This is a genomic window from Microbacterium sp. LWH12-1.2 (genome assembly GCF_040675825.1).
GTDB lineage: Bacteria > Actinomycetota > Actinomycetes > Actinomycetales > Microbacteriaceae > Microbacterium.
In genome coordinates, this window is the sequence record NZ_JBEGIJ010000001.1 from 689,293 (window position 1) to 702,517 (window position 13,225).

At 66.4% G+C, this 13,225-nt stretch carries 13 protein-coding genes; 8 read left to right on the forward strand and 5 right to left on the reverse strand.

Annotation, left to right across the window (positions count from 1 at the left end; genetic code table 11):
• Nucleotides 1-103 precede the first annotated feature (103 nt).
• The 4 genes from ispG to MRBLWH12_RS03190 all read left to right on the forward strand — a co-directional run bounded on the left by ispG (nt 104) and on the right by MRBLWH12_RS03190 (nt 3,479).
• On the forward strand, nt 104-1,255 hold the full coding sequence (gene ispG / locus MRBLWH12_RS03175) for a flavodoxin-dependent (E)-4-hydroxy-3-methylbut-2-enyl-diphosphate synthase (RefSeq protein WP_363546021.1): 1,152 nt from the start codon (nt 104-106) through the stop codon (nt 1,253-1,255).
• 84 nt (nt 1,256-1,339) lie between these two features.
• The gene (locus MRBLWH12_RS03180; RefSeq protein WP_363546024.1) at nt 1,340-1,831 is read left to right on the forward strand and encodes a thioredoxin family protein; all 492 of its coding nucleotides are present in this window, start codon (nt 1,340-1,342) and stop codon (nt 1,829-1,831) included.
• A gap of 6 nt (nt 1,832-1,837) precedes the next feature.
• Entirely contained in the window at nt 1,838-2,572 is a 735-nt protein-coding gene (locus MRBLWH12_RS03185) for a cytochrome c biogenesis CcdA family protein (protein WP_363546027.1), read from the forward strand.
• Nucleotides 2,573-2,594: 22 nt separating this feature from the next.
• Nucleotides 2,595-3,479 (forward strand): hypothetical protein, encoded by an 885-nt coding sequence (locus MRBLWH12_RS03190; protein WP_363546029.1) that lies wholly within the window; start codon nt 2,595-2,597, stop codon nt 3,477-3,479.
• Here MRBLWH12_RS03190 and MRBLWH12_RS03195 read toward each other — a convergent pair.
• The 5 genes from MRBLWH12_RS03195 to MRBLWH12_RS03215 all read right to left on the reverse strand — a co-directional run bounded on the left by MRBLWH12_RS03195 (nt 3,427) and on the right by MRBLWH12_RS03215 (nt 9,224).
• On the reverse strand, nt 3,427-4,392 hold the full coding sequence (locus MRBLWH12_RS03195) for an NUDIX domain-containing protein (protein ID WP_363546032.1): 966 nt from the start codon (nt 4,390-4,392) through the stop codon (nt 3,427-3,429). The two genes, MRBLWH12_RS03190 and MRBLWH12_RS03195, sit on opposite strands and share 53 nt — an antisense overlap.
• 38 nt (nt 4,393-4,430) lie before the next feature.
• Entirely contained in the window at nt 4,431-4,910 is a 480-nt protein-coding gene (locus MRBLWH12_RS03200) for a helix-turn-helix domain-containing protein (RefSeq protein ID WP_363546034.1), read from the reverse strand.
• Nucleotides 4,911-4,997: 87 nt separating this feature from the next.
• Nucleotides 4,998-6,443, reverse strand: coding sequence for an RNB domain-containing ribonuclease (locus MRBLWH12_RS03205; RefSeq protein WP_363546037.1), 1,446 nt, complete (start codon nt 6,441-6,443; stop codon nt 4,998-5,000).
• A gap of 63 nt (nt 6,444-6,506) precedes the next feature.
• Nucleotides 6,507-7,793, reverse strand: a complete 1,287-nt coding sequence (locus MRBLWH12_RS03210) for an HNH endonuclease signature motif containing protein (protein ID WP_363546040.1) — start codon at nt 7,791-7,793, stop codon at nt 6,507-6,509.
• Nucleotides 7,794-8,633: 840 nt separating this feature from the next.
• Nucleotides 8,634-9,224 (reverse strand): helix-turn-helix domain-containing protein, encoded by a 591-nt coding sequence (locus MRBLWH12_RS03215; RefSeq protein ID WP_363546043.1) that lies wholly within the window; start codon nt 9,222-9,224, stop codon nt 8,634-8,636.
• Nucleotides 9,225-9,301: 77 nt separating this feature from the next.
• Here MRBLWH12_RS03215 and MRBLWH12_RS03220 point away from each other — a divergent pair, with 77 nt between their 5' ends.
• The 4 genes from MRBLWH12_RS03220 to MRBLWH12_RS03235 all read left to right on the forward strand — a co-directional run bounded on the left by MRBLWH12_RS03220 (nt 9,302) and on the right by MRBLWH12_RS03235 (nt 13,204).
• A complete protein-coding gene (locus MRBLWH12_RS03220; RefSeq protein WP_363546046.1) occupies nt 9,302-10,231 on the forward strand; it encodes an NAD(P)/FAD-dependent oxidoreductase in 930 nt (309 codons plus the stop codon).
• A 26-nt stretch (nt 10,232-10,257) separates the two neighbouring features.
• A complete protein-coding gene (locus tag MRBLWH12_RS03225) occupies nt 10,258-10,524 on the forward strand; it encodes a hypothetical protein (RefSeq protein WP_341975156.1) in 267 nt (88 codons plus the stop codon).
• A gap of 94 nt (nt 10,525-10,618) precedes the next feature.
• Nucleotides 10,619-11,389, forward strand: a complete 771-nt coding sequence (locus tag MRBLWH12_RS03230) for an isocitrate lyase/PEP mutase family protein (protein ID WP_363546049.1) — start codon at nt 10,619-10,621, stop codon at nt 11,387-11,389.
• Nucleotides 11,390-11,446: 57 nt separating this feature from the next.
• On the forward strand, nt 11,447-13,204 hold the full coding sequence (locus MRBLWH12_RS03235; protein WP_341975154.1) for a proline--tRNA ligase: 1,758 nt from the start codon (nt 11,447-11,449) through the stop codon (nt 13,202-13,204).
• The last annotated feature ends 21 nt before the right edge of the window (nt 13,205-13,225 follow it).

Here is a 13,225-nt window from a genome sequence, read left to right on the forward strand (position 1 = left end):
GCCGAAACTACCACACGAGCGGTACCCGGCTCGGCCGGATGACGGGTCAGGTCACATGGGCGGCTTCCAGCCCGCGTGCATGCGGGCGGCGTAGGCTTGGGGTGTGCCAGCAGTGAACCTTGGGATGCCGAAGATCCCCGAAGTCCTCGCCCCTCGCCGCAAGACCCGTCAGATCAAGGTCGGCAAGGTGCTCGTCGGGGGCGATGCCCCGGTCAGCGTGCAGTCGATGACGACGACGAAGACCACCGACATCAACGGCACTCTGCAGCAGATCGCCGAGCTCACGGCATCCGGATGCGAGATCGTGCGCGTCGCCGTGCCGCACCAGGACGACGCGGATGCTCTGAAGATCATCGCGATGAAGAGCCAGATCCCGGTGATCGCCGACATCCACTTCCAGCCTCGCTACATCTACACGGCGATCGACGCCGGTTGCGGCGCGGTGCGTGTGAACCCCGGAAACATCCGCGAGTTCGACGGCAACGTGGGCAAGATCGCCGAGGCGGCGAAAGCTGCCGGTGTCTCTCTGCGCATCGGCGTCAACGCCGGTTCCCTCGACAGGCGAATCCTGCAGAAGCACGGCAAGGCGACAGCGGAGGCTCTCGTCGAGAGTGCCGTCTGGGAGGCGTCGCTCTTCGAAGAGCACGACTTCCACGATTTCAAGATCTCGGTCAAGCACAACGACCCGATCGTGATGGTGAAGGCCTACCGCCTGCTCTCCGAGCGCGGCGACTGGCCTCTGCACCTCGGCGTCACCGAGGCCGGCCCCGCTTTCCAGGGCACCATCAAGAGCGCCACCGCGTTCGGCATCCTGCTCTCCGAGGGGATCGGGGACACGATCCGCGTCTCGCTGTCGGCGCCGCCGGTCGAAGAGGTCAAGGTCGGTCACCAGATCCTGCAGTCCCTGAACCTGCGCGAGCGCAAGCTCGAGATCGTTTCGTGCCCGTCATGCGGTCGCGCTCAGGTCGATGTCTACACACTCGCGGAAGATGTCACCGAGGGCCTCAAGGACATGACAGTGCCGCTCCGCGTCGCCGTGATGGGCTGCGTCGTGAACGGCCCGGGTGAGGCGCGCGAAGCCGACCTCGGCGTCGCGTCCGGCAACGGCAAGGGACAGATCTTCGTGAAGGGCGAGGTCATCAAGACCGTGCCCGAGGCGGAGATCGTCGCGACGCTCATCGAAGAGGCGAATCGCATCGCTGCCGAGATGGGGCCCGGTTCTCCGCTCGGCTCCGCTCAGGTCATCACGGTCTGACCTTCACGCTCGCCAGTTTCACCATCCCGCCGAACCACTGAGCGGAGTAACGTACCGGTTAGCGGAATCTCTCCGGGAGGTGCAATGCGCGGTGCAGCGACTCGTATCGCCATCGTGGCCGGCGCCATCACCGCGCTCTTGCTCGCGGGCTGCGCGCCGATGCCGTCCGCTGAGCCGTCGTCACCCGCATCGGTGGAGGCGAGCGAACCTGCTCCTTCCGAGCCCGTAGCTCCGGCCGTCGAGCCGTCTGCGGAGGACGATGCGCCGATCACGGGCGTCTACATGGACTACCGAGATGGGGTGATCGAGGCCACCCCCGGCACCAAGGTGCTCTTCTTCCATGCGACGTGGTGCCCGCAGTGCCGTGCGCTCGACGAGCAGCTCAGGAACGAGGGCGCACCCGACGGTGTGACCGTGTTCAAGGTCGACTACGACGATCGAGTGGATCTGCGTCAGAAGTACGGCGTCACCTTGCAGACGACGGTCGTGTACGTCGGGGACGAGGGGGAGAAGCTGTCCAGCGCCGTGCTGTACGACGAGCCATCCATCGAATCACTCCTCGCTGCGGCGCCCTGACGTTCGATGACCGCGTCCCTGTTGCTGAGCCTGGCCGCCGGAGTGCTGACGGTCGCCGCACCGTGTGTGCTGCCTCTGCTGCCGATCATCATCGGCGGAGCAGCCGTCGGAGACGAGAAGCGCAGCCGGCTGCGCCCGTACACGATCGCCGCCTCCCTGGCCGTGAGTGTCATCGTGTTCACTCTTGCGTTGAAGGCGACGACCGCGCTGCTCGGCATCCCGCCGTCGGTCTGGCAGATCATCTCGGGAACGATCATCATCCTGCTCGGCGTGGATCTGCTCTTTCCGGTGCTCTGGGACCGGCTCTCCGCGCGATTGCGCCTGCAGCAGCGCAGCGGCGAAATGCTCGAGAGCTCGCAATCACGGCGGGGGATCGCGGGCGACGTGCTCACCGGAGCGGCCCTCGGTCCCGTCTTCTCGAGTTGCAGCCCCACGTACGCGCTCATCGTCGCCGCGGTGCTGCCGGTTTCGTTCGCCGAGGGCTTGGTCTACGTGGTCGCCTACGCGGTAGGGCTGGCCGGCACCCTGCTTCTGGTGGGCCTGCTGGGCCGGCGCATGGTGCGTCGGCTCGGTTGGCTGGCCGATCCCCGCGGCTGGTTCCGTCGGGTGATCGGCGTGTTGTTCGTTATCGTGGGAATCGCCGTGATCGCGGGGCTCGACAAGGCTCTGCAGACACTGATCCTGGATCTGGGCTGGTATGCCCCGATCGAACAGCTCGAGCACTGGATCGGCGGCGGTTGACCACGAGTGGAGCAAGGATTCGATGACGCAGAGCAGTGCCGTGACCGATACGATCGTGACCTTCGCCGCGGGAGAGCTGCGAGGCGAGGCGCAAGTCGTCCTGACTGAAAGCCGTCCGGATGGCGCGGTGATCATCGTGGATGCGACGCCTTTCCACCCCGTCGATCACACCTGGCCCGATCAGCCGGGGGATACAGGTGTGCTGGTCGGCGAGGTGGGTCGAGTGTCCGTCACCGAGACGGAGATGGCCGCGCGCAGCGATGAAGGCGAGTTCGCCGTCGGTGCGGAGATCCCGATCAAACGGGGGAGCGAGGGATGGAGCTGGTTCGTCGCGCATCGCATCGACGCGACGGATGCTCCGGACTGGCTGACCGTGGGATCAACGGTTGTTGCGGAAGTGGATGCTGCGCGTCGCGCTGCGCTCAGCCGCGGCCACACGGCCTGCCATCTGGCGTCGCTCGCCTTGGATCTGGCCGTCGCTGATCTGTGGCGGAAGGACCCGGGCGTCGACGCTCTGGGATCTCCCGATTTCGAGGGTCGAGCGAATCAGTCCAGCCGCATTGGCGATGATGGCAGCGTCGACGAGTATCGGCTCGGCAAGAGCCTGCGCAGGGCCGGATTCGATACGGAGACGTTCGCGGCGACTCTGCTGGAGCGCGAGGAGCGCATCAACGCGCAGCTCGCCGTGTGGGTGGCATCCGCGGCCCGCAGCCGGATCGAGGTCGATGGGCCCACCATCGTCGATCGCCGCCGGTGGCACTGCGACCTCCCCGAGGGTGAGGCTGTGATTCTGTGCGGCGGAACGCACGTGGCGTCGCTCGCGGAGTTCTCGGCCATCTCGGTGTCGCTGGATCTCAACGATCCGCAGATGCTGGTGATGACGACGACAGCGGTGCCTGCGGCGTGAGCTCGTCCTTCGACAGGGTCATGATTTCACCGAGCTTCGCGCCGAGGCCGGCGGCGAGGACGTGTGCCTGCGCGAGCGGGATCCAGCGGCAGGTCCACGTCTGGGCCGGACCTCCGCCCTCCGGATCGGTCTCTCCGGCAACCCACGAAGCGCGCATGTCTGTCGCATCGACGCGCATCAGGAAGAAGTGTCTCCGGGCGATCTCAGACCGTGTCGGGGCGAGGTCATAGTCCGCTGACCCGAGTGGACGAACGACGCTCCCTCGCAGTCCGGTCTCCTCGAAGAGCTCTCGCACGGCAGCGTCGCCCGCTGACTCTCGGGCTCGGACCGTGCCTGCAGGAACCTGCACGCCGGTCACGGTGAGCGGTACGTCGTCGTGGGTGAACACCAGGAGGTGGTCGTCGGAGACGACGTAGCAGACTGCCTTCTCGATGATCGCTCTGCCTGGAGTCGCACGACTGCGGGTCGCGTCACCCAGCATCCGCATGACGCCGGGCTGCATTGGGAGATCTGCCATCGCGGATCGCTCGAACCAGCCGACTTCGACGAGTTCATCTTCCTCGAGGATCAGCTCAGTACGAGCAGGGAGTTCGCACTCGAATGCGACCGTGGTGTATCCGACGCGGTCGCCGTTGGGGTAGTCGATGATCAGGTCGGCCCCGCCGAACGCTCCGACGAGGTTGCCGACAACGGGCCTGACACCCAGCTCTTCGAGGACCTCGCGAGCGACGGCATCCTCCGGGCTCTCTCCAGGCTCGATGCCACCGCCGATCAGACCCCAGAGCTTCGACCCGTGCGGCCGTGCCAGCAGGAACCGGTCGCCGTCACGGATGACGGCGGTGACAGCGGGGAGAAGCAGCAGATCATGGCCGATGTGTGCGCGGAGCTTCTCTACGTATGGTGACTTCGGCATGAATGCGAGCCTACGTCCCTGGCTTCAGCGCTCAGCGCTCAGCGGACGGCGGCCTTCGTCTTCGATTTCCCGCGGGACAGGGGGAACTTCATGTCGAGGTGCGGCTCGAGATAGATCCGGCGGATCGCGACCAGGATGATGTAGCCCCCGATCCAGTAGGAGAGGAACAGCACCAGTCCGTACGAGAAGGTGAAGCTCACGAAGGTGAGGACGATGCCGATACCGATGTAGAGCCATCGCCAGGCGCCGCTGATCCGGTCACGTGCCGTCTGCTGTTCGACTCTGCGGTCCTCCAACGAGTCGACACGGTTGCTCAGATCGGCGTCGTCGATGACGGTGAACAGTTCCCGCACCGAGACGTGCAGCGCTTCGGCGACAAGGGACAGCGTTTCGAGGCTCGCGTCCTGTCCTGCTTCCAGCCGCTGAACGGTGCGGAGGCCGACGCCGCTCTCGTTCGCGAGCCGTTCCTGCGTCCAGCCCTGTGTCTGGCGGAGTTCGATGATTCGTGTCGTGTTCATGGAAATCATGCTCGTTCAGCTCCTGCCGCCATGGCCACGTCATCGACCCGCCACTGTGCCGCCAGTCACCCGCCAGTCACCTGCCAGTCAACGAGGCAGGTCACCAGGACCATCTTTCGGGAGGGCGAACTCCACTTCTCCGCGCGCGATGTCGGCGCGCACCAGTCGCAGTGAGATCGCATCGCCGGGCGCTGCGCCTGCGGGGACCGGAGCGGATGCCGTCACCACAGGGTCCGCGATCTGGATCGTCGCTCGATCCTCCCGCAGCTCGATCACTGTCGCTTCGATCACGGACCCGACCAAGGGCGTCAGCAGCGCGGCTTCGACGCAGTTGATCGTCGCGTTGTTCAGCTGCGACGCGCGCTGCCCGGATGCCTGCATCAGGGCGGGCAGCTCGTCGAGCGACTCCCGTGCCCAGTCGGGGACGTCTTTCCCGTTCGAGACGGCGAGGCAGATCGTCAGTACCCAGCGGTCGACGAGACGCCGCAGCGGTGCCGTGGCGTGCGCATAGGGGGCGGCGATCGCGGCTTGCTCGGCATCCGTCGGCGATGTGCCGTCGAACGGCAGATATCCGGCGCCGCGGAACAGCATGGCGGCCGCTTCGAGCACCGGCAGGGTCATCGGATCGTTCCGGTCCAGTGCGCGGAGGTACTCGCCGTAGGTGCCCGTGGTCCATGGGCGACCGAGCGCCTCGGTCTGTCGGCGGAAGGATTCGAACGATTTCTCATCGGGCTCTGGCATCGTGCGCAGGATTCCGACGCCGGCTTCCAGCATCAGAGAGGCTGCGGCCATCCCGGTCATCAGCGAGAGCTGGGCGTTCCACTCCTCGACCGGCAGCGGGTGGCGCCGTTCGATGGCGTATCGGCCGTCAGGGTTTCGCACGACCTCGTCGTCCGGGAGATTCAGGCTCGCGCCACCGCGCAGACGTTCCTGCTCCAGGCGCAGCGCACCGATTTCCGGGAGGAGCGAGGCTGGCCCCTCTTCGCCGCGGTCCAGCGATTGTTGGGTGGAGACGTAGTCCAGCTGCACGCGTGAGCGGATGAGGGCGCGCTCGAGCCGGAAATCGGTGACGACGCCGGCGCTGTCGAGCTCGAACGTCCACACCAGCGCCGGTCGGTCGGCTTCGGGCAGCAGAGAGATCCGGTCCTCGCTGAGGACGGGCGGATGCAGGGGGATCCTGCCGTCCGCGGCGTACAGCGTCTGGCCGCGCCGGCGTGCTTCGGTATCCACCGCTCCGCCCGGCGTGATGAAGCTGGGCACGTCTGCGATCGCGTACCTCACCGTGTAACCGGAGCCGTGGCGCTCGAGGTGAAACGCCTGATCCAGATCGCGCGCGCCCAGGGGATCGAGGGTAGCGAAGGGGATGTCACGCAAATCGAGTTCCGGTACCGGTGCCGTTGCGGCTTCGGCCTCAGCGAGAACGGATGCAGGGAACTCTACGGGCGCATCCAGCGACTCGCGCAGCGTCGCGAGCGCCGCCGCCAGCTCGGTCTGTGCGGCGGAGGGAGCTACATGTGATCGGCGTTGAGGCATGAAACCCACACTATGTGCCCCGACGATATGCCCTGGCGAAGCGCGCGAATGCGCGACTCGACGTCAGAAGGGTGGTGGGGTGTCGTCTTCGGTGAAGGTGACGGTGTTCTGGGGTGGGGGTCGGTCGAGGTAGACCTTGCCGGTGGGGCTGGTCCAGGCGTAGACCCCGGTGTCGAGTTGTTCGACGTGCCACGGGGAGTGGTGTTTGAGGACGTGGTGTCGGCGACAGAGGTCGCCGAGATTGTCCACGGTGGTCGCACCGCCGAGGGCGGCGTCTTGATGGTGGTCGATGTCGCAGTCTCGGGCGGGGAGCCCGCAGGTCGGAAACCGGCAGCGTTGATCGCGGGCTTTCAGGTGTCGTTTGAGGTGCGCACTGGGCCGGTAGCGGTCGACGGCGAGGAGGTTTCCGGTGATCGGGTGGGTGAGGATGCGATCCCACCCGGATGCCGCCCCGGCAAGTGCCTTAGCGGTGGCGGTGTCGATCGGGACCCGCCCATCCAACTCCGCCGGGGTGGTCCCGGTGCCGATCAGCGTGGTCACCGGGACGGTCACGGACACGTGCGCGGTGATCGCGGCGAGCAGCCCGTCAGAGGTGTCGTGACCGGCGGGCGCCCCAGTGAGCAGCAGGTCAAGGGCGAGGTCGCAACGGAGTTGATCGATCGTCCGCGGATCGGCGGCACCCTCATTGTTTCCGATGCCCTCGCCGTCGCCGGACGGAGCACCCTGCGCGTCTTTCGCCATCCCGGTGAGCCTGTCGAAGGCGCCGTGCACGAGCGCGGCCGGGCCGACCAGCCCGAACTCCGCCTGCCCATCCGCCCGGTCTTTCATCCAGGCGCCGCGCCGGTCGCGGGCGTCCTGGTGTCGCTCATCGATCGACCGCGGTTGGAAACGTTCCGCGACCCGGCGGGCCATCCGAGCCACCCGGTTCGGGGACTCCGTCTCCGCGAACCCGATCATCTGCTCCGCATACGCATCCCGATCCGCGGGATCGTCCAGGTGTGCGCCGGCGTCGATGATCACTCGGGCATGTCCAGCGCTGATCCGCCCGGCACCCTGCGCCTGCCACACCGACGGGAACTGCTCCACCAGGAACGACGCTTCAGACATCCGTCGTTGCACCGTCCGGTCACTGACCCGCAGCGCCGCCCCCATCTCCGCCGCGACCGCCCGCAACGCCATGTCGCCGTAATCGGGGTGCCCGGCCTGCTGGGCGACATCAAGAGCGACCCGGGAGCCGAGAGCGAGAAGACCATCCCGTGCCGCCTGCAGACTACTGATCGTGCGCTCGATCTCCACGACAGAATCAGTGAGCGCGCCCAGCGTCGCCACCTGCTCCACTGTCGCATCCATCAACGCCGCCATAACCCCAGTACACCAGGGGCCACCGACATTCCAACCCCAGATCAGGGCTAGAAAACAGCGCAGCAGATCACGGCTGGATAACGACTCGAATTCGAGGAGAACGAGTGCTCCGGAACCACGTTTCGACGCGCTGCCGTCCATCATGCGACCCCGTCACCCGTCGCCCGTCACCGGTCACCCGTCTCACCGTCTCGCATTGCGCGTCGGCCACACGAGTTGGTCATAACGATCGTCTGTGGCGCGATCGAGAGGCACGGGCATGGGCACGGCTGCGGCTCGATAGCGCCTGGGATTCAGGCGGGACCGATCGACATGGCGCGCACCGGACCGTTCGCGCCGGCCTTCGTCTTGTGCCTGTACGGCATCAGGAAGAGTCCGTCGGATAGTACGGCTAGCGAGCCTCGTCAGCCCAGGCCGGCCAGGAGTCGCGACGGGCATCAAGATCGATGCCGCGAAGACGGATCAAGCAGACACGGCCCGCCGATCTCGTCACCGCCCAGAGACTGTGAGAGCGACCATTTGCGCGCGTGGAGATCCAGTCCAGCACCTCGGAGATGTCAGTCTCCGATAGCTCCCATTCCTCTTTTGTGCCAGCATCATCAGCCCAGAAATACACACGGTAGCTCGGATCGTCGACTTGAGACGTCTGGTCCCTTGGGTCGGTCGGACGCGCTCGCATGCAGCGACTCTAACTTGACTAGGGCGAGCGGTTAACGGCATCCAGGAACAACACTCACTGAGATAGAGGATGTGAGTTCCCGAACGGCGATTCAACTTACGCCCCGCGGCGCGTCCGTTTGAGGACCATTTGAGGTCGCCGTTCCCAGATCAGGCCGAAGCCGGGCGGGTGCGCGCTCGTACGTGCATCCGCTCCCCGTGCTTGCCGAACAAACTGAGGATCTCGACGGGTCCTGCGCCGGTCGAGCCGAACCAGTGCAGGTTCTTGGTGTCGAACTCCGCGACTTCACCGGGACCCATCACGACGTCGTGGTCACCGAGGATGAGTCGGAGCCGACCGTCCAAGACGTAGATCCACTCGTAGCCGGTGTGCGTGCGAAGCACCGGTTGCCGTTCTGTTGCGGGGATGGTGATCTTGAACGCCTGCGGTTCGCCCTTCGAAGCAGACAATCGAGTGAGAGTTCTTCCGTCCGCTCGAGTCGCTCGCGGCGTCACGCGCGGGTCCTCGACGCGGGGGGAGCGGACGATCTCGTCGAACGGCACCGACAGGGCTGCGACGACCGGAAGCAGGAGCTCAAGGCTCGGTCGGCGCTGGCCTGATTCGAGACGGGAGAGTGTGCTCTTGGAGATACCGGTCTCCACCGCCAGTTCCTCGAGCGTCATGCCTCTCTTCTGACGCGCCTGGCGAAGCCTCGGAGCGACTTGGCTGAGTTCGGTCTCGATGCGTTGCGTCGTGCTCACCCGTCGAGCAAAGCACGCCGTTCCACTTTCGGCAACAGAATTCCCGACTTCAGGGTGAGCGCGGCCAATCTGGCCCTATGAAAACAAACGATCGCCACGACGTCATCATCATCGGGGGCGGAGCGGCCGGCCTCAGCGCGGGACTCGTGCTCGCCAGAGCGCAGGTGGATGTGCTGTTGATCGACAGCGGGGAACAGCGGAATGCGCCGGCGCCTCACATGCACGGCTTCGTCTCTCGCGACGGCCTCTCTCCCGCCGAGTTTCTCGCGGCAGGCGGTGACGAACTGGCACGGTACGGCGCATCCGTTCGCCATGCCGACGTGACGAGGATCGATCGTGAAAGCGACGGGACCTTCGTGGTTTCGACCGATGGGTCTAGCGAGAAAGCGCGGGCGATCCTGATCGCCACTGGTCTCGTCGATGAGCTGCCCGACCTCCCCGGGGTGCGTGAGCGGTGGGGCACCCTCGTGCATCACTGCCCGTACTGCCACGGCCATGAGGTCCTGGGGCGGAATATCGCCGTCGTCGGCGGGGTTATCCGCGAGATGTCGATCAAGCAGGCGGCGTTGCTGCGCAGTTACAGCGACCGCGTCTCGTTCATCACGAACGGAATCGAACTCTCCGAGACGGAGCGGCATCGACTCGCATCGTTCGGCGTGCAGGTGGTGGACGAAACCGTGTCTCATCTGACGGGTGATGATGGGGGCTTGGATGGGATCGCCCTCACCGATGGTGAGGTCGTCGACTGTGACGCGGTGTTCATCGCACCGCGTCAACGCCCACGCGACGGACTCCCGCGAACCCTCGGCTGCGACGTCGACGACACCAGTGGACTCATCCGCACGGACGGCTTCGGCCACACCAGCGTCCCCGGCATCTGGGCTGCGGGCAACGTCGTCACCCCCACAGCTCAGGTCATCACCGCAGCGGGTGCCGGAAGCGCCGCCGCCATCGCCATCAACGGATGGCTTCTGCAACTGAATCTCGACGCCGCCGCCGCGGCGTGAACTCCGACAACCACCGAAAGGCCCCCATGTCCCAGTCTGCCCCCACCGAGATCGCGCCCCCGGTCGATGCCCCACGCCCGCCGTCCGTGCATGTACGGGCGATCATCACCTGGCTCGCCATCTTCCCGCTCGTCACCCTCGGCTTCTTCGCCATCGCGCCCTTCGCCGAGGGATGGCACCCCGTGCTCCGCGCGTTCGTCCTGACGATCGTCGTCGTTCCGCTGGCCGTCTATCTCGTCGTGCCGCAGCTCATGCGCGCGTATGGCGCGCTGGTCCGCCGGGCACGCCGCTGACCGCCGGCTGAAGGCCGACGACCGCAGACCGAGGCTGCCGGCTGAAGACCGGTCATCCACCCCGCAACCCGCCGAGCCGCGTTAGCGTTGACGCATGACCACAGCATCCAAAGCTCAGGCCCTTGTCGGACTCTATGAGGCACCAGAGATCCTCCGTGTGATCAACGTGTGGGATGTCGTGTCGGCGCGAGCCGTCGCCGGCCTTCCCGAGACCACGGCGATCGCCACGGCGGGCCACGGAATCGCCGCGACCTTCGGATACGCCGACGGCAACATTCCGCGCGACATCATGCTCGACATGGTCGGCCGTATCGCTGCGGCCGTGGAGTTCCCGGTGACGGCCGACCTCGACGACGGCTACGGTGACGCGGGGGAGACCACACGCCTGGCGATCGCCGCAGGAGTCGTCGGTGCGAACATCGAGGATCGCCTCAAGCCGCTGGACGAGTCCGTGGCGAACGTCGAAGCGGTCGTCAAGGCGGCGGAGGCCGAGGGTGTTCCCTTCGTGCTCAACGCCCGCACCGACGCCTTCGTCCGCGCAGGTCACCGCCCGATCGAGGAGAGCATCGCCGACGCGATCCAGCGTGGACGTGCCTACCTCGACGCCGGTGCGACCTGCATCTTCGTGCCGGGTCTGCTGGACGCGAATGTGACCCGCCAGCTCGTCGACGGCATCGGGGAGCGGAAGATCAGTGTGATCGGTGTCCCCGGCGCTCTCGCTGCATCTGCGTACGAAACGCTCGGAGTGGCGCGGATCTCGTTCGGTCCGCTTCCGCAACGCGTCGCCCTGACTGCTCTTCAGGACTTGGCCTCGAGCCTGTACGCAGGCGGCGTCGTGCCCACAGGGCTCCCCGCGCTCAACTGAGCTACGGCCGCTCCGCACTCAACGAGGACGGGTGCCACGGGTCACTAGACTTGGCCCGTGGTCACTCGTCTTTCGAACTTCTTTCTCCGTACGCTCCGTGAAGACCCCGCCGATGCGGAGGTCACCAGCCACCGTCTGCTCGTGCGCGCCGGCTACATCCGCCGTGCCGCGCCCGGCGTCTTCACGTGGCTTCCACTGGGGCTGAAGGTCAAGGCGAAGATCGAGAGCATCGTCCGTGATGAGATGGCGAATGCCGGCGCACAGGAAGTGCATTTTCCCGCGCTGCTGCCCCGCGATCCCTACGAACAGTCCGGCCGGTGGGAGTCCTACGGCGACGGCATCTTCCGTCTGCAGGACCGCAAGGGCGCCGACTACCTGCTCGCGCCGACCCACGAGGAGATGTTCACCCTCCTGGTGAAGGACCTCTACTCCTCCTACAAGGATCTGCCGCTGACGATCTATCAGATCCAGGACAAGTACCGCGACGAGGCGCGCCCCCGCGCCGGTCTGCTGCGCGGGCGCGAATTCACGATGAAGGATGCCTACTCGTTCGATGCATCGGATGCCGGGCTCGAGGTCAGCTACCAGTCTCAGCGCGATGCCTACGAGCGGATCTTCCAGCGGCTCGGCCTCGAATACGTGATCGTCGCGGCCGACAACGGTCTGATGGGCGGCGCGCGCAGCGAGGAGTTCCTGCACCCGACTCCCGTCGGTGAAGACACCTTCGTGCGTTCCGCCGGCGGCTACGCCGCCAACGTCGAGGCCTTCACGACAGCCGTGCCTGACGCGATCGCCTTCGACGCGGATGCCGCGCCGGTGATCTTCGACTCCCCGAACACTCCCACGATCGACACCCTGGTCGCGCACTGCAACGCGAACCTCGAGGGGGAGTACACCGCGGCAGACACGCTGAAGAATGTCGTGCTCGCCCTCACCCATGTCGACGGCACGCGTGAGCTGGTGATCGTCGGTATCCCCGGCGACCGAGAGGTCGACGAGAAGCGAGCCGAGGTCGCCTTCGCTCCCGCAGAGGTCTCCACCGCCAACGAAGACGATTTCGAGAACAACCCGCTCCTGGTCAAGGGCTACATCGGTCCGTGGTCGCTGACCGGCGCCGTGCTCGGCGAGGAGTCCGCCACCGGAATCCGCTACCTCGTGGACCCCCGCGTCTCCGAGGGGACGAGCTGGATCACCGGCGCGAACATGGACGAGAAGCACGCGCACTCGGTCATCGCCGGCCGCGATTTCGTCGCCGACGGCATCATCGAGATCGCGAACGTCCGCGCCGGCGACCCGGCCCCCGACGGATCGGGTCCGGTCGAGCTCGCCCGTGGCATGGAGATCGGCCACGTCTTCCAGCTCGGACGCTTCTTCGCCGAGACCCTGGGCCTGAAGGTCCTGAACGAGAACGGCAAGCTGGTCACCGTCACGATGGGTTCGTATGGCATCGGTGTCACCCGCATCCTCGCGATCATCGCCGAGCTGCACAACGATGACAAGGGCCTCATCTGGCCGGCGTCCGTCGCCCCGTTCGATGTGCACGTGGTCGCCGCAGGGCGCGATCAGGTCGCATTCGACGTCGCGGAGGGCATCGCGGCCCAGCTCGAGTCGGCGGGCCTCGACGTGCTCTACGACGACCGCCCCAAGGTCTCGCCCGGCGTGAAGTTCGGCGATGCGGAGCTCGTCGGCGTACCGAAGATCGTCATCGTCGGACGAGGTGCTGCAGACGGCCAGGTCGAGCTGTGGGATCGCAGCACCGGCGAGCGGGAGACCGTGTCGGTCGCCGAGGCTGTCGCCGGGCTCTCGGCGCGCTGAGGGCGAGACCCTCGGCATCGC